At 71.6% G+C, this 16,575-nt stretch carries 10 protein-coding genes and 2 pseudogenes; 2 read left to right on the top strand and 10 right to left on the bottom strand.

Annotated elements, in window-relative coordinates; translation table 11 throughout:
• The first annotated feature begins 402 nt into the window (after positions 1-402).
• Positions 403-870: an SUKH-3 domain-containing protein gene (locus tag B1H19_RS02270; protein ID WP_083102588.1), complete on the top strand. Its 468-nt coding sequence runs from the start codon at positions 403-405 to the stop codon at positions 868-870.
• Between the two features lie 8 nt (positions 871-878).
• On the opposite strand, the pseudogene B1H19_RS37735 reads toward B1H19_RS02270, so the two are convergent.
• From B1H19_RS37735 to B1H19_RS02235, 7 genes and pseudogenes are all read right to left on the bottom strand, one after another.
• Positions 879-1,154: pseudogene (locus B1H19_RS37735) on the bottom strand (transposase); the annotation flags it as partial.
• A 286-nt stretch (positions 1,155-1,440) separates the two neighbouring features.
• On the bottom strand, positions 1,441-2,292 hold the full coding sequence (locus B1H19_RS02260) for a slipin family protein (RefSeq protein ID WP_083102586.1): 852 nt from the start codon (positions 2,290-2,292) through the stop codon (positions 1,441-1,443).
• A 484-nt stretch (positions 2,293-2,776) separates the two neighbouring features.
• Entirely contained in the window at positions 2,777-3,595 is an 819-nt protein-coding gene (locus B1H19_RS02255) for a 4'-phosphopantetheinyl transferase family protein (RefSeq protein ID WP_107425845.1), read from the bottom strand.
• Positions 3,592-4,041 carry an acyl-CoA thioesterase gene (locus tag B1H19_RS02250; RefSeq protein WP_083102584.1) on the bottom strand — a complete coding sequence of 150 codons (450 nt, stop codon included), beginning with the start codon at positions 4,039-4,041 and terminating at the stop codon, positions 3,592-3,594. The genes B1H19_RS02255 and B1H19_RS02250 overlap by 4 nt, the downstream gene beginning before the upstream one ends.
• A complete protein-coding gene (locus B1H19_RS02245; RefSeq protein WP_083102583.1) occupies positions 4,038-8,960 on the bottom strand; it encodes an SDR family oxidoreductase in 4,923 nt (1,640 codons plus the stop codon). The genes B1H19_RS02250 and B1H19_RS02245 overlap by 4 nt, the downstream gene beginning before the upstream one ends.
• A 26-nt stretch (positions 8,961-8,986) precedes the next feature.
• Entirely contained in the window at positions 8,987-10,417 is a 1,431-nt protein-coding gene (locus B1H19_RS02240; protein WP_083102582.1) for an acyltransferase domain-containing protein, read from the bottom strand.
• A 43-nt stretch (positions 10,418-10,460) separates the two neighbouring features.
• Positions 10,461-11,126, bottom strand: coding sequence for a maleylpyruvate isomerase family mycothiol-dependent enzyme (locus tag B1H19_RS02235; RefSeq protein ID WP_159027940.1), 666 nt, complete (start codon positions 11,124-11,126; stop codon positions 10,461-10,463).
• A gap of 263 nt (positions 11,127-11,389) precedes the next feature.
• Here B1H19_RS02235 and B1H19_RS02230 point away from each other — a divergent pair, with 263 nt between their 5' ends.
• Positions 11,390-13,723 (top strand): beta-ketoacyl synthase N-terminal-like domain-containing protein, encoded by a 2,334-nt coding sequence (locus B1H19_RS02230; RefSeq protein WP_083102580.1) that lies wholly within the window; start codon positions 11,390-11,392, stop codon positions 13,721-13,723.
• 28 nt (positions 13,724-13,751) lie between these two features.
• Here the strand turns inward: B1H19_RS02230 and B1H19_RS02225 are convergent, their stop codons facing one another.
• The 3 genes and pseudogenes from B1H19_RS02225 to B1H19_RS02215 all read right to left on the bottom strand — a co-directional run bounded on the left by B1H19_RS02225 (position 13,752) and on the right by B1H19_RS02215 (position 16,558).
• Positions 13,752-14,960, bottom strand: coding sequence for a helix-turn-helix domain-containing protein (locus B1H19_RS02225; RefSeq protein WP_083102579.1), 1,209 nt, complete (start codon positions 14,958-14,960; stop codon positions 13,752-13,754).
• Positions 14,961-15,778: 818 nt separating this feature from the next.
• Positions 15,779-15,880, bottom strand: a pseudogene (locus B1H19_RS39530) (universal stress protein); the annotation flags it as partial.
• Positions 15,881-16,243: 363 nt separating this feature from the next.
• On the bottom strand, positions 16,244-16,558 hold the full coding sequence (locus B1H19_RS02215) for a hypothetical protein (protein WP_083102578.1): 315 nt from the start codon (positions 16,556-16,558) through the stop codon (positions 16,244-16,246).
• Positions 16,559-16,575: the final 17 nt, after the last annotated feature.

The raw sequence follows: 16,575 nt of genomic DNA, 5'->3' as shown, positions 1-16,575 counted from the left end.
GGGGAGCACGGGCACGGTAGAGGATTGGGTCGGCGCCGGGCTGTCGACGCCTCGTCACGGACGTCTGGTACTTCAACGAGGGCGCTCGTGCGTTCTACCAAGCCGCAGGCTTCAGCCCAATGAACGTGCCGCTGGATCAGCAGCTGTGACTTCAACGTTAGCCCGACCTGTTCCTTCACGGCCGCGAACTGTCGCCCACTCCCGGTCGGTCACTGACCACTTTCGGGCATCTTTCCGGCTTTTACGGGCGTCCGCAGTCACTTGGCGTGCGCGGACCACAGAAGTTGAGCCAGAGCCGAAACTCGGGTTCTGGCTCGCTTTCCGTGAAGCGGCCACACATTGTTCAGTGACATCGGCCGCTGAGATGATCGCTGCTCACGTATAGCTGAGGAGCGGGCCCAGATGAGTGGCTGGTCGCCAGAGATAGATGAGGTGTTGGAGGCGTCGGGATGGACGCCTGGACGGAAGGTAGACACGGCCCGCTGGCGATCCATGTTCGAAGCAGTCGGCCTCGCCATGCACGATGCCGCGGAAGCCTTCCTCCAAGAGTTCGGGGGTTTGACCGTAGACGTCAGCGGACCAGGGATCAGCTGCGCACGCACGCCGTTCGAGCTGGACCCCGAGCTGGCCTGGGGTGAGGAGGGTCGATTCACGGAGTGGGGCGAAGATATCGGGCGCCATCTTTACCCGCTCGGAGAGTTGGACCACGGCCGGTTCTTCCTGGGCATCGATGAAGCGGGCGTGATTCATCTCGTCGAGACCTGGGTTGCCAGCTTCGGACCGATGCCTCACGCCATGGAGAACTTGGTTCTCGGCGTGGCTCCTCGCCGAATCGATGAGGGGGACGAGCAAGCGGGACTGCCATCCTGACGCGTCGGTCACCTGTAGAGCAGTACTCGCTTTCGGAGGAGCAGGAATCCGGCTCGGCCGAACATCTGCCGTTTGAGCATCTTGATCCGGTTGACGTGCCCTTCTACGACGCCCGAGTTCCAGGACAGGGTGAGACCGGCGATGACAGCGTCGCGGTCGCGGTCGATTCCGGCGGCGAGGGTGTGGAGGCCGGGCAGGTTGTCGTTGCGGACGGCGTCGAGCCACTCGGGCAGCCGCTGGCCTTGCCGATCGGTGAGGGCTCCGTCGCCCTGGTGGTGATTGCGGCGGTCCTCAGCGTGACGGTGGGCGCTGTCGCTGGTCTCTACCGTTTCCAGCCGGTACGCCGCCGCGTCTGGCGGCGGCTTGGGGTACGTTCCCCGCTGCGCCGGTGGTAGCGGCCCTTCACGTTCGCGCTGCTCAACTGGGGGTGCGACGCGGCCTGCCTCCTCGCGTCCGCGTGGGGGCTGGCATCGGCGTTCCGTGGCGCGGGATCCTCGTGGCGTACGCGCTCACCCAGATGACGGGCAGGTTGCCGGGCGGACCAGGTGAGCCACCGGCGAAGGGTGCTGATCACATGCTCTCGGTCGCTCCGTTCGACACCGGGCCGGGGACCATTTTGGTCATCTCGACGGGCGGCGCGGGGGATGCGGCTGCTGCCGCCTCCCGGCCGAGGAAGGAGCCGAGTTCACCGATGGTGCTCATCAGCGGGGCGGGGAACACGACGGTGGTGTTCTTGTCCACGCCGATCTCCACCAGGCTCTGGAGGTTGCGCAGTTGCAGTGCCAGAGGGTGGGCCATCATCGTGTCCGAGGCGTCGCCTAGCGCAGCTGCTGCGAGCGATTCACCCTCGGCGTTGATGATCTTGGCGCGCTTCTCCCGCTCCGCCTCGGCCTGGCGGGCCATCGCGCGTTTCATGCTGTCGGGCAGTTGGATGTCCTTGAGTTCGACCAGAGTGACCTGGAGCCCCCACTCGGCCGTCGTGACATCGAGTATCTCCCGGATGTCCAGGTTGATGCGGTCCGTCTCGGACAGCGTCTCGTCGAGCGTGTGCTGGCCGACGACCTTGCGCAGGGTGGTCTGTGCGATCTGGTTGATCGCCGCCTGCACGTTCTCGACCGCGATGACCGACTTCACCGCGTCGACCACCCGGAAGTAGGCGACAGCCGACACATCGACGCTGACGTTGTCCCGGGTGATGATCCCCTGAGACTGGATCGGCATCGTGACGACCCGCAGCGACACCCGGCGCAGGACATCGACGACCGGGACGATGAACCGCAGCCCAGGGGGCCGCGTTCCGACCAGCCGGCCGAACCGGAACAGCACACCTCGCTCATACTGCGTCACGACCTTCACGGCCATGGCCAGCGTCACCAGAATCAACAGTGCCGCGATAACCAGAAGCAAGATCAGAACTCCCATTGCCTGCTCCCCAGAATGAGAACCACGTCGTGCCTGCCCGAGGTCCCGCGAATGCGACGGCACAGCAAGAGTTCCGACTGCCCCGTCTGTACCCATGGCCATCGACGCCCGCGCACCGACCGGAACGGGGATCCCGGACGTTCCGAAGAACGCTGAGCCCCCACCTGCCGTGTATCCAGCATCCCCTGACGCGAACGCGCGGGGCAGGGGCCGAACGGCCCCGATCTTGCATTTTCCGTTCGCTGGTGCCGCAGGCGTGCAGCCCGGTCTGGGAGTTCTTTTAGGTTCCGTAATGCTCGAAAATGCATCTTCTGTAAAAGTTGAATCAGTGTCGCGCCGGGCCACGTGTTGGCCTCCGCGCGGACCCCTCGTCGGCCGTGCGCGGAGAGGGGAAGGACATGCTGGAGACCGGATGTCCGGGCCGCGGCTGGTCGGCTTTCTGGGGCCGCGGGTACTGCCCCGTGCCGGTCATGTCGCCCTCCGGTCACCTGTCGGGAAACGCCACCGGGACATGGTGGGGAACCCACTCGCCGACCAGCGTGCCCAGGACACCACGGTCCGGGCCCCGCCAGTCCAGCACACAGCGACGGCCCAGGCGGTGCAGGCCCACGACGACCGCGGCATCCGGCTGGGACCGCTCCGCGGTCGGCGACTCGAAGGGCAGCGCGGAAACGTCGAGGAAGCGTAGTGCACCACCTGGGGCCGCTCCCGCCGGGCCCGCCCCGCCCGCCTTGAACAACGCCTCCTTGCGTACCCATTGGCGTACGAAGGCGCTGTCGGGGTCGGTGGCCGAGCGCACCAGGTGCGCCTCGGCGGGGTTCAGGGCCAGCTCGTACATCCGCGGACCGTACGCGGTCGAGGCGACCCGCTCGATGTCCACGCCGACCGGGCGCCGGTCGGCAGCGGCGGCCACGATGCCGCGTGTGCGGCTCCAGGCCAGCCGAACGGCGGGGTGGCCGACCAGCGACGGCCTCCCGTGCGGGCCGCCGCATGATTCACATACCTGATTGATCGTCAACTCCCGTGTGTCGATGGACAGCAGCTGGGCTGCGCACAGCCGGGCCAGCAAATGGGCCGCGACGAAGTCCGCCCGGTCGCCCGCACACCGCAGCCGGCGCACCCGGTCGCACTCGGCGGGGGAGAGGACGTCGGAGCAGGGCGCATCCGGGCAGCGCCCCGAGGGCGGGTGAGCCGAGGTCCGCTGAGCGTGGGGATCGAGTCGGAGCGGGTCCAGGCCGAGGAGCGCCGGCACCTCCGCCGTTCTGGCGACCAGGAAACACGTGCCGCCGGGCCACGCGCTCATGTGGTGAAGGCCCGCCGGATGTCGGAGCCCATGTACTCACCGAGGGCGAGCATCTCGGCGGGCCAGGGACCTGGCTGGAACTCCCGGCCGTTTCGGCGCATGCAGGCGATCATCTGCTCGCCCTGGGCGACCAGTTTCTCCCCGTTCTCGTCGATCCGGAAGTACGCGAACTTCAGCGGCATCAGATGCAGTCGGATCCAGGGGATCGACATCCGGACGGACACCCGGTCGCCCACCCACAGCTCGTCGAGGTACTTGCAGGACGTGGACTCGGTGAGCGCCGAGATGTCGCCGTCCAGGCGTTGCAGAAAGCTGGGGGCGTGCTTGGCCAGGCACAGCTCGCGGCACAGTCCCTGCCACTTGATGAAGGTGGCGAAGTAGACGTTGCCCACCATATTGGTGTCCCCGGTGGTGGCCACCAGCTCGATGTCGAAGGTGCGGGTCACGTGGGCCTCCGGTGCGTGGTCGTGGTCTTGGGCGGCACCACGGCGGCGGGTACGGTCGCGTAGACGGGGACGTCCACACCGGTCAGCCGGGCCAGAACCCGGCCGCCCGCCGCCGCCGTGCAGGTGAGGGACGCGGTCTCGCAGTGCAGCTCGACGCCGCCGGGGTACCGGGCGGCCAGGTCGGCGTCGGACTCCCAGGCGTACAGGTCGATCCGCTCGATGCCGCGCACGACCCGGATCGCGACCCGTTCCGCGTCCGCAGGCGCGAAGAAGGTCGTGCGCACCAGGGCGTCGAGCAACAGGGCGGGCAGCGGCAGCCTGGCCAGTGCCTCGTCCCGGGCCAGTTGCGCCAGCCAGCGGCCGCGCACTCCGCGCGGGCCCGCCTCGACTCCCGCGGTGTTCTGGAAGGGGCCGGTCAGACGGAGCGGCGAGCCGTCGCGGTAGACGGGATCGAGGTGCCGTACCAGGACGTCGTCCCTCCACCTGGCCCACTTCGGAGACGGGCCCGGCCGCCCGGCAACCACCTCGAGCACGGCGTGTTCGCGGTCGGTGCGCAGCACCCTGCCGCCAGGGGCGATCACGTCGGACAGGAACCGCACCCGGACCCGGTCCTTGCGCAGAGCTTCCGCCGTGACACGGTACTTGGTGGGTCCCGGATGCTGCGGGTCCGCCCACACGAAGTCGGTGAAGCGCACGTCGTGGAATCCCAGCAGCGGCTGTCCCGGCAGGAGTACGGCCGCCGCCTCGGCCGCCATCGCGACCGCCACCATGCCCGCCAGGACCGGGCGGCCGTCGAGCGAATGGTCCATCAGATACGTGTCCCGCTCGGTTTCGAGCCGCCAGATCCACCGGGCCCGGCCCGCCGCGGAGTCGTCCGGGGCGCCGAGCAGCGGGCCGTGCGGGCCGGCCGGGGGAGCGACGCGTTCCGTGAGACCGGGGGAGCGGGACTCGGCGACGGCCCGCTCGCTCGGGCTCATGTACAAGGGGCTGGGTTCCAGTGGGGAGGGAGCCGTGAGTTCGGCGAGCAGGGCGCGTACCCCCTCGGCGTCCTCGATGCCCGTGAGCAGGCCGAAGCGGCGCACGCGTTGGCGCTCGAGCTCGCCCGCGGCGAAACCGGAATGCTCCCACAGCCCCCATCCGATGGTGGACTCCGGCCGGCCCAGCACCTGACTCTCGTAGCGAGCGGCGGCCGCGAGGAACTCGTTCGCCGCGACGTAGTCGGTGTCCCCGGGCATCCCGAAGGCGATCACGTCGGAGCCGAAGTTGCACCACCGTCGGGGCGCGGGCTCAGCGAAGGCGTCGCGCAGGTGGAGGTAGCCGGTCACCTTGGTGTTCAGGACCTGCCGGAAGTCGGCGAGCGACTTCTCCGGGTACGGCTTGGGGCGGCTGCGCGTCGCGGCGTGCAGGAGCAGATCGACCTTGCCGTCCTCGGCCGCGATCGCCGCGGCGGCCCGGTGCACGGCCGCCGAGTCGGTGATGTCGCAGACCAGATAGCGCACGCGGTCCTCGCCGCAGGAGGCCCGCAGGGTCCGCAGCCTGCGCAGGATGCCCGCGGCCTGGGTGCGGGTGGTGAACCTGCGGTTCAACTCGCCTACTGTCAAATGGGGTTCGCCCCGCAGCCCGTCAGCAATGAACCGGGGGCGCAGCACCGCTTCGGCCCGCGGGTCGTTGTTGAGGAATTCGGGCGGGACGGCGTCCACCGGTGTGGTGCCCAGCAGCCAGATCTTCGGACGGCAGCGATCGGCGATGCCCTGCACCGCCGCGGCCGTGATACCGCGGGCCCCGCCGACCGCCACGACCACCGACGAGGAGTCCAGGCCCAGCGGGGCCGCGTCGTCGGCCGGAGCGGCGACCAATCGCTCGACGTGGCGCAGCCCGCCACGGTAGTACACCACCGGTCGCTCGCGCACCGAGCCCAACTCCCTGGCAAGTTCGCTCAGCCCCGGTGCCGTGTCCGCGTCGGTAACCACGGCAAGGACCCTCTCCCGTGGCAGCTCCCAGGCCAGGCTGCGCACCATGCCGGTGATCAGCGCGGTGTACGGGTGCATGCAGAAGCCGGTCAGGGGATCGTACGCAAGGACGGCCACGGAGCCCGCGGCGAGTCGGTCACCGAGGTGGCGCAACACCAGGACGAGCAACTCCTGCACGGTGCGCAGCCGGGCGGGCAGGGGGCCGGGCCAGTGGCCGGCCAGGTCGGGGACGGACAGCAGGACGCGTACGTGCGGTGCCGCGCCGGCGAGTGCGTCGAGCGCCGTATGCAGGGCGTCGGGCCCCTCGCCTTCGCCGTCGACGGACGCGATGACGGTCGCGGTGCCGGAGGGTGTCGAGGGATCGGTGCTCAGGACCAGGGCACCGCGGGCCCGGGTCCGGGCGGCCAGCTCCGCGGCCAGCCGGGCGGAGTGGACGAGTACGACCGACGACGGGGGCAGCGCCCCAAGCTGCGGAGAGGCCCCGGCAGCGGGGGTGGGCTCGCGCCGGCGCAGAACGAGCGCGCAGCGGGTGTTCACGGAGGACGGGGCCGGGGCGTGCGCGGGCGGCGGGGCTGCGGGCGGCTGCTCGGGGTCGACGCGCCGCTGCTGGGTGACAGTGGTTCGCAGGCCCGTCGTGGGGCAGTCCAGCACGGCCTCGGGTGTGGTCGAGAGCGCGGCGTGCAGCACGTCCAGGGCCCCGTCGGCGGCGAGATAGGTGTACGGCGTGTGGCGACGCCGCTCGTGTCTGGCGCCATGTTCCGCCGTGCCGCTCACGGCGGTTCGGACGGTGGCCAAGGTCCGCCAGCCGTGACGCAGCGCTACGTCCTCCCGCGCGAGCGCCAGCAGGAAGGCCCCTTCGGCGATGTGCTCGGCCCGCACCTCCGCGTACTCGGCGACCTCGGTGGTGCTCCCGGAATTGATCCCGAGGACGAGAGCCACCTCGAGCCGACCGGAGCGCAGATAGCGCTCGGCGACGAGTAGCGCCGCGTGGGAGGAGCCGGGGCCGGCGTCGAGGGACAGAGTCGGGCCGCGCAGATCCCACCGGTTGCTGATCCGTGACGCGGCCACGCCGGGGAGCACGCCCGCCATGGACTCCTCGGTCATCGGCGTACGGTCCCTCAGCCGCGTGAGGAAGTCCTTCAGCGCACGCTGGTCGTCATCCGGCAGTTGAAGGCTCTCCAGGTCCGTGGAGCCCGCGCGGAGCACCGTGTCGACCAGGCGCGGGGTGGGTCCGCTCTGGGCGGCGATCACTCCGGTGGTGTCCCGGTGGTCGGCCCAGATCTCGCCGTACTCCGCCACGAGGCGCGCGGCTGCGGTGAGCGCCATCAAATGCGTACGGTCGATGGAAGAGGTCGTGGGCGGGGGCAGGCGTGCGTCGGCGAAGGCCGGGGCGGGGTAGGCGTCGCCGAAGGAGCGCTCCGGGCCGGGGGCACCGGTGGTGAGCCAGCGCCGGACACGGTGGTGGTCGGCTCCGCCGGGGAGCTGGGCGCTCCAGCCGACCAGCACCACCGGTACGCCGTCCGGGAGGTCCCCGGAGGCGCGTGGTGCGCCGCTCGCGAGGTCGTCCGGGCTCTGCACCAGCACGTGTCCGTTGGTGCCGCCGAGGCCGATCGAGTTGACGGCGGCGATGCGCGGACGGCCGGGGCGGCGCGGCCATCGGACGTCGGCGGTGGGGATGCGCACACCACCGGTGGGTGCGTCCGCGCGGGGGGTGTCGAACTGCCGCTGCGCGGGAACCAGTTCGTGTTCGATGCCCAGCAGCGCGTGGATGACGGACACCGCTCCGGCCGCCCAGCAGGGGTGCCCGATCTGCGACTTGTTGGAGGTGCAGAGGTAACCGCCGTCCGGTGCGAGACCCGCCAGCGTGGCGAGCTCCACCCCGTCGCCGACCGGGGAGCCGCCGCCGTGCGCCACCACCCAGTCGATGTCGCAGGGCTCGACGCCGCTGACCGCGCGTGCCCGCCGGACACACAAGCGCTGGCCGCGGGGGTTGGGGGCGGAGATGTTGCGGCCCCGGCCGTCCGAGGCGGTGCCCACGCCGCACAGCACACCGAGGACGCGGTCGCCGTCGGCGCGGGCCCGCCCCAGCGGCTTGAGGCACAGGGCTGCCGCGGCCTCCGCGAAGGCCGTGCCGTCGGCCGCCGCGTCGAACGCGCGCAGTCGGCCGCTGCGCGACAGGCCCCGGAATCCGGTGAGTTGGACCGCGCCCAGCCGTCCGACGCCGTTGAATCCGCCGCACAGCGCCAGCTCGCAGTCACCGGCCAGCAGGCCCTGCACGGCCAGCTCCACCGCGTACAGCGACGACGAACTGGCCGTGTCCACCAGCAGCCGCTCACCGTTCTGTGGCAGCAGTCCGCCGACGGCGTCCCGCAGTACCGCGTACGGCAGGCCCGCCGACGGCCGGTCGCACGCATGCCGGTAGCGGGCGCGCAGCACCTCGCGCAGCCGCCGCTCATGGGCCGAACGCCGCAACGGGGACCCGCCGAGGTGCCGCGCCAACTGACGTGCCGTCACCGACACGAGGAGGGAGTCCTCGACGCTCTGGGTGCCGCCGGGCCAGGCCCCGAAGCAGGCGCTGACCCGGTCCGAGTCCCGCCGCGTCACCCCGTGCAGCGCCTGGAGCACGCTGTGGCGCAGCCACACCAGCTCGGTCGGGCTGCCTTCCCAGTCGCCGCGCGCCAGCTCCGCGCCGAGGACCGGGTGCGGGCGGAAGTCCCGGAGGTACCCCGCGATCCGGCTGCAGGCGTGGTCCGCCGAGAGCGGATCGGCCGAGTACAGGGGGCCGGCGTCGAAGCGGGTGGGCTCCGACAGGGCGGCGTCGGGCCGGCGGAGCACCTGCCACAGCTCCTCGGGGCTGCTCGCGCCGGGCACCGCCAGACCCATGCCCACCACTGCGATCACCTGGTCACCGTGGTCCGGGCGCACTGCGGCGTCGTGGTCGAAGGCCATGATCCGTCCGCCCTCCTCGTTCCGTATCAGTGGTGGGCTTCGGCCGGTCGGTCCGCGAGGTCCCGCAGCAGGCCCGCGATCTTCCCGAGGGTCCGGAACGAGGACACCCGCACGTCCGAGGACGGGGTGGCCAGCTCGAAGCGGTCCAGGAGCTGCGCGAAGATCTCGGTCTGCTTGATCGAGGAGACACCCAGCTCGGCCTCCAGGTCCGCGTCGTCGGTGAAGACCTCTGCCGGGTACTGGAGCACCGAGGCGTAGACCTCGCGGAGCTCGTCGAGCAGCGCACCGTTCCCGGGCAGCCGACCGCCCGTGCTTGCGGGCGGGGCGGCGGAGGGGTCGTCCGGCTGCGCCGACGCGGCCGGTTCCCCGTGCTGCGGCGCGGCGGTCTGCGCGTTTCTCCCCGGCAGCGACGGGCGCGGCTCGGTGACGGCGGGGGAGGGGGCGGGCCCCGGGCGCGGCTTCAAGGGAGGCGGCACCACCACCGCGTCCGGGTCCGCGGTGCCGTCGCCATGCAACTCCGCGACGAGGTCGTGCAGTTCGGCGCGGCTCGTGCGCTGGGCGAGGGCGGCGACGCCGCGCACGTCCGCCGGCAGGTTGGCGGCGACCAGGTCGGTGAGGACCCGGCGCGCGCCGCACTCGACGAAGGCGTCGATCCCGTCCCGGTGCAGGGCGGCCAGCGCCCGGCCGAAGCGCACCGGCCGGACGAGATGGCAGGCGAGCACGTCGCGTACGTCCTCGCCGCGGGTCACATGCCGCTCCAGCAGCGGCGAGTGGACGCGTTGCGCCGGCGCTCGCACGGGGATGTCCGCGATGGCCTGGAGAAAGCTTTCGGCGGCCGCGGCGAGCAGCGGGTTGTGCAGGATGTACGGCATCGCCAGCCGCGTGGTACGCCACCCGGCGGCCGCGGCGAGCCGCTCCAGCGCCGCCACCGCCCCGGTGTGCCCGCACGCCACCGACTGGCGCGGCGCGTTGTCCACGGCGAGCGCCAGCGACCAGTCGCCGAGTGCCGCGCACAGATGCCCCAGGCGCTCGGCGTCCGTCGCCACGACGACCATGGCCCCGGGCGCCAGATCGCTGGCGGCGAGCGCGCGGACCCGTTCGCACAGCACCCGCGCGCCGTCCGCCACGGACAGTGCGCCCGCAACGGCCAGCGCCGTGATCTCGCCGCCGCTGTGCCCCATCAGGACCTCGGGGGCCAATCCCGCCTCCCGCGTGTGCTCGGCGAGGACCACAGAGGTTGCGTAGAAGCCGAGCCACAGCAGCTCCGGGTGGGTCGTCGGGGTGGCGTCGGCGTCGGCCAGGGCGTCGGACACCGGCCCCCAGCCGTACTTGACGGCGACCTCGTCGACTGTGGCCAGCGCGTCCGATGCCGCCGTGCCCGGCGCGGTGAACGGTCCGAGCACATCGGGCAGATGCGAGCCCGGTCCGGGGAACAGCAGCGCGGTCTTGGTGCCCATGGTTCCTGGTCCTCTCCAGTCGTCACAGCAGTGCGAAGTCGTGCTACGGCTCGGCCAGGTCGGTGTCCCGGGGGCCGAAGACCGGTAACTGCGTGATGAACGGACCGGGTTCGCCCTGCCACTGCCAGGCCCGCATCTGCGCCGGGCTGCGTCGGCCGAACCAGGCCCGCCACAGTTCGTAGCCGTCCACGTCCACCTCGGCCGACGGTGCGCCCCCGCCGAGCCACCAGGTCCTGCCGTGGGCGTTCACCACCAGCGTGCAGGCCCCGTCGTGCCACGGCTCGGCCGTCCGGCACAGCTCGTCCAGCATCGTGTGCCACACCTCCCCGGGCAGCCGCGGCAGACCGAGCGCCGCGCGCACGTCGGCCTCGTGCTGCGTCATGTCGTGTGCCAGGGACCCGCGGGCGTCCGGGCCCACCAGGAGCCGCTCGACCCGCGGCGCCCACCGCTCCCACTCGGCCAGGACCGCGGCCATCGGCAGCCGGTGCCGCTCCCTGACATGGCGCCGGGTCCACAACGGGTCCGGGCTGCCGTCCAGTCTGTCGGTTGCGAAGTCGTGGGCGACGCCCGCAAGATGGGCGGCCACGTCCCGGACGTGCCACCGGGGGCAGGCCGGCACCTCGGTGTCGAGCTGCCCGGCGTCCAGCTCCCGCACCAGCCGGGACAGGCGCAGACGGGAAGCGCGGTAGACGAGGTCGAGCCGGACCATGCCCATCTCCCCTCTGCCCCGGGCGCACCGGCACGGCCGGGGACGTCGATGCCATTGCAGCGCCTGTCACAGGCGTGCGGTGCAACTGCGCTCGGCGCACGTAGTGGACCGGGGTCTGGAGCCAATTCCACAGGGGAGTTGGACCTACGGAACGTTGGCCGCCGCCGCGGTGGGCACCCGACACTGGACGCAGCACATCGTCCGCCGGGTGGTGGGCGCCGTCCGCGGGCACCCCCCACCCGCTTCTGGAGGGGTGAGCATCCATGACAGGTGGCCAGGGCGCGCCGCACGCCGACCACGAGGCCGTCATCGCCGTCGTCGGGATGGGCGTGGTCACGCCACGGGCCGACGACCCGGCCGCGTTGGGCCGGCTGCTGGACGGGCCCGAGCATGTCTTCGGGGCCCCTGACCGGTTCGCCATGGCACACTTCTACTCGCCCGACGCCGAAGCACAGGACCGCTCCTACGCCCCTGCGTCTGGTTTCATCACCACGTTCCGGCCGCACCCGCGGCTGCGCGAGGAACTGGAGGACGGCGCGGCCCCCAACCGGGAGCCCACCGCACTGTGGCTGCGTCACGCGCTCCTCAGCGCCCTGGACCCGGTCGAAGTCCACCCGGACGACCGGTTCTTCGCCGGATTCGGCTACACGGCCGACGGCAGCCACACCCTCGAACAGGCCCTCGTCCTGGCCGGGTACCGCGACCGGCTCGCCGAGGCGACGGGCACGCCGTCGACGGACTGGCAGCACCGGCTCGCCCGCGCCCTGCCCCCCGTCTGCGGTGACCCCGGCGACAGCCTGCCGCACCGCGTCGGACTCACCGCAATCAGCGGTGTCCTGCCGCCCGAGACCGAGCTGGTCATGGTGGACACCGCCTGCTCCTCGTCCCTCTACGCCGTCGACCTCGGCATCAAGGCGCTGCTCGAGGACAGTTGCCAGATCGCGGTGTGCGGCGGGTCCTTCGCGCATGGACCACGAACCCACGTCCTGTTCTCGAAGATCCAGGGACTTTCCACCACGGGCGAGGTGCGGGCCTTCGACCGTAACGCCACAGGGGTGCTGTTCTCCGACGGCGCCGGAGTCGTCGTCCTCAAGCACCTTGCGCGGGCGCGGGCGGACGGCGACCGCGTCCTGGGCATCATCGACGCCGTCGGCCTGTCGTGCGACGGTAAGGGCAAGGCCATCTACGCGCCGAGCGAGACCGGTCAGACGGCTGCCATCCGCCGTGCTCACCACCGCGCGGGTACCGAACCGGAGACCGTCCGCTGGGTGATCGCCCACGCCACCGGCACACCGGCCGGCGACGCCGTCGAGGCAGCCGCCCTTAACAGCGCGGCAGGCAGCGGGCCACGCGCGCTGCTGACGGGCAACAAGACGATCGTGGGCCATACCGGCTGGACTGCGGGCGTCGTCTCCCTCATCCAGGGCCTCGTCGGAATGGAGCAAGGAGCCGTGCCGGCCCAGCGCTTCGTCGACGAACCCATTCCCGAGATCAAGGCAGGGCGCTACAGCGTGCCGACCGCCCGGACGTCGCTGGGGCCCGTGCCCGTGCGGGTGGCCGTCTCCGCGTTCGGCTTCGGCGGCACCAACGCACACCTGCTGCTGACCCAGGCATCCGCGGCCACGCCCGAGCACCGCGCCCGACCCGCCCCGTACGACGAGGACATCGTGGTGGTGGGGTGGTCGGCGGACCTGCCCGGCCGTCCCAACCGCGACCGGGTGACTGCCTGGTTGCAGGGCCAAGGCCCGCCACCCACGGCCGACTTCGCCGACGGCTATCCGCTGCCGGACTTCCGCGAAGTGCGGCTGCCGCCGCCCGCGCTGCGCGGCACCGACCGCACACAGATCATGCTGCTCCTCGCGGCAGGCGGCCTCGACGCGCCGGTACGAGAGGCGTGTGCCAGGCTGCGGGAGACCACCGGTGTAGTGGTGGGGCACATGGGGCCGACCCGGCACGCCGCCCACTACGCGCTCCGCTGCCATCTTCCCGAACTGCGCGCATCCCTACCGGACTTCAGCGACGCCGTGGACCGGGTCGCGCGGCAGGTGCGGACCCTGGTGCCGGCCGCGGACGATGCGACGATGCCCGGCATCATGCCCAACATCATCCCCGCACGGCTGTGCGCCATGGCCGACTACCGCGGCCTGAACGTTCTCGTGGACACGGGCCCGGACGCAGGTCTGGACGCCCTGCGCACGGCGGAGCGGTATCTGCGCCACGGTGATCTCGACCTCGCCGTGGTGGGCGCCGTCAACGGCAACAGCATCCCGGAACTTCGGGAAGTGCTGCCTGCCGAAGCGGACCGGCCGCGTCTGGCGGAAGGGGCGTTCGTGACCGTCCTCGCCCGCAAGTCCGACGCCGCCCGTCACGGTCTGCCCGTGCTGGCCCGTATCCGCACCGGTACGGGCCCCTCCGACCCGGAGTCCGTGCCGCGGCGTTCACGGCCCCTGGCGGGGACCTCCCGCACCTACCTGGGGGCCGACCCCCTGCTGGCGCTCCTGAGCGCGGTCGTCGGCGCGGAGCCTGTCCGACACATCGCCAGCGTGGCCCCCTGGGGGACCCAACTGGTCCTCACCACCGATTCGCCGCCTCCCTGACGGTCGCCGCCGCCCGCCGGGGCGCGGCTCACAACAGCCTCGTGCGCCGCGCCAGGCCCCACACCTCGTGCCGCACGGTGGCGTCGTCGCGCCGGAGGATCTCGGTCAGCGCTGCTCGGGCGTCCGGGTTGAAACGGATCTCCTCGGGGCACGCCTCCTCGGCCTGCAGGAGCGTGAAGGCGGCGGCGACGGGATCGCCGTTGCGCACATGAGCCTGTGTCAGGGTGACGCGGTACTGGGCGAGCCTCCCGGCCGACAATCGTCCCGTCACTTCGGTCCGAGCGGCCTGCCGCAGCGCCTGCCGGATCCTGCCGAGCCGCACCTCGATCTCGATCAGCCGCACGTCGACCTCGGCCCGCCCGAACCCGTCCACGGCTTCGCTCGGCTTGTCGGGCAGCTCTTCCGCGGCCTGCCGGGCACTGTCGAGCAGCCGCATCGCCAGGTTGTGGTCGGAGGCCGCCGCGGCGGCCTCGGCCGCCGTGAGATGAAGGGAGCCCCACAGTGCAAGGCCCAGCCGATCCTGTGCAATTGTGTGCTCCACGCCCGCCGCTGCCGCGAGGCATATCTCGCGCGCTTTTTCGGGGAACCCCCCTCTCAACAGGACGGAGCCGAGCGTGACGGCGCAGCCGGCCCTCGTGTCCGTGTTCCGGCTCAGCCGCGCCGCGAACATCGACCGGTCGATCGCCATCAGCGCCAGCGGATGATCACCCACCTGCAGCAGCATCACGGCCGCGAGCCGGTGGACGTCCGCGAAGAGCACCTGGCCGGCCGGCGAGTCCGCCCGGGCCAGCTGCCCCACGGGTTCGATGAGCGCAGGCAGCTCCCGCAGCACGCGGCTGTAGCGGCGGGGCGAGTCCCGCCACGCGACGACGGTCTCATCGAGGCGGTGCCGGACGCGGTCGGCCAGCCCGTCCCGCTCCGCCGCATCGCCGTCCGCGCCCACCCAGGAGTGGTGCAGCGCCTCCCGCACAGGCGCGCTCACCACCTGCCCGGAGTCCGGGGCCCGGCCGTCCTCGACGTGCAGGCCGAGGAAGTCGGCGATGTCGTTGACCTGTAGCACGCCCGCGATGCGGAGCAGTACGGACAGCCGGTCCACCGGCCGCTCGTTGCGCTCGACCTGGCGCAACCACTCGGAGCTGTAGCCGACCAGGGAGGCCAGGACCTGGCGTGACATACCGCGCCGGCGTCGCAGCAGCTCTATGCGCTCGCCCAGCGGGAGATCGATAGGAACGGACATGGCATTCCTCAAGGTGGGGGTTCCGCCACCGGCACAGATTCCCGAGTGCCGGGCGTGGCATGTCCATGGGTGCGGCCGATGTCGTTGAACGTGTTGAAGGGCATCGGCCGCGCCCTCTCGGATCGCGTACAACGGCACTACCGGGCTGCGCAAGGACCGGGCCGTGACCGGTTGTTCTGCGGTAGTCCGCGCGCTCACGCCGACGGACCATCGGCAAGTGTTTGTTATCGCGATGCCCTGCCGGCTGAGTTACGCCTACCTTGATCGCGAGGGGGCGCCCGGGGCCGGTCGTCCTCGGCGAGGCTCGACCGGTGCCGGAGCACCCTGGTATCCGTGCCCGAGGCGGCCTGCCACCAGGCGGAAAACAGGCAAGTGTCAGGGGTCGGTCGGCCCCTGGCCTTGGGGCTGGTGGCCCGGGCCGGGGGCGGCCGCAAGCGGCAGCTCCGTCGAGGTCTGAACCGGGTGGGCCAGAACAGTTCCCGGGCCGCGGTCGTGGCACCCACGAGACCGGTCACGCGAGGGTACCCAGATGTGGCGGCACGATCCCCCGTGCCTCCCTACACCGCGACAGGTAAGCCACGGCAGCACGTCACCATCACGTCGCGTCATAGCGCCCCGAAAGCAGGGGAGACGTCCGGTCCGGACGCACCGTACTTCCGACGGCGCAGCGGGCAGCGCGCCTCCGGCTTGCCCTGCGAAACGCCCGCACCACGCGCCGGCCGGTGGGCATCCCGGTTCTTCCTCCAGGGCGCCCGCGCCGGGAAGTGGCTGCTGTTTCACGTGTCGACGTAAGGAGCTTCCTTCGGGTGCACCGCAGGCTACTGGTCATGCGCGTGCGGGACGGTCATGACCGGGCAGCGTGCGTGATGCAGTGCGCCCTGGCTGACGGAGCCCAGCAGCATGCCGGTGAAGCCGCCGTGCCGCAGTACCGCGCCGCGCAGAGCGGCCTCCTCGAAGGCGAAGTCGACGGCGGCGGACTGGGGGCTGCAGTCGACGCTGACCACGAAGTACGGCGGCTGCGGGGGCGGTGTGCTCCGGCTCCGGTACGACCACCACGGGGCAGGGCGCATGGGCGATGAGCGGCAGGGCGAACGGCCGCGGAGGTGAACAGCTTGGCCGCTGGACGACAGCTTCTGGCGGCGGTGTCCGCTCGTCACGGAATCCTCCGTCAGGATGGCGGACCTCACGCCCGAGCCCGATGCCCGTTCATGTCGGATGAGGCATCTGCCGGTAGGCAGGGTGCCTGGACCGTCCGGAGAGAGCTGGGCATCACGTCTGCTCCTTCAGGCTTCCGCGCGAACCCCGGAGAGGACATGGGAAATGAGCCGCTCCTGGGCCTCTGTGAGTCCACACAGTTCCCTCTCGCCGGAGTCGGGGGCGGTCCTGCTGCCGCAGATGATCACGTCGCCGAACCAGTTCCGGTCGGGCCCGCCCAAGGCCGTGATCAGCGAACCAGCCAGATGATTGGGCGGGCGCCCGTTGGCCCCAAGGCTGATATCGCCGCCGACGTAGCCGCGCATGCCTGCCGAGCCCCACAGGTCACGCTGAATGGTGAACCCGGAGTGGGTCCCGTGGTCGGGGTCGGTGTCCTGCCACATCCGTTGCTGCCGGATCG

Origin of the sequence: Streptomyces gilvosporeus (assembly GCF_002082195.1) — a bacterium.
Taxonomy (GTDB): Bacteria; Actinomycetota; Actinomycetes; order Streptomycetales; family Streptomycetaceae; genus Streptomyces; species Streptomyces gilvosporeus.
Note: the sequence above shows the minus strand (reverse complement) of the source record. Positions and strands in the feature narration are given on the sequence as shown.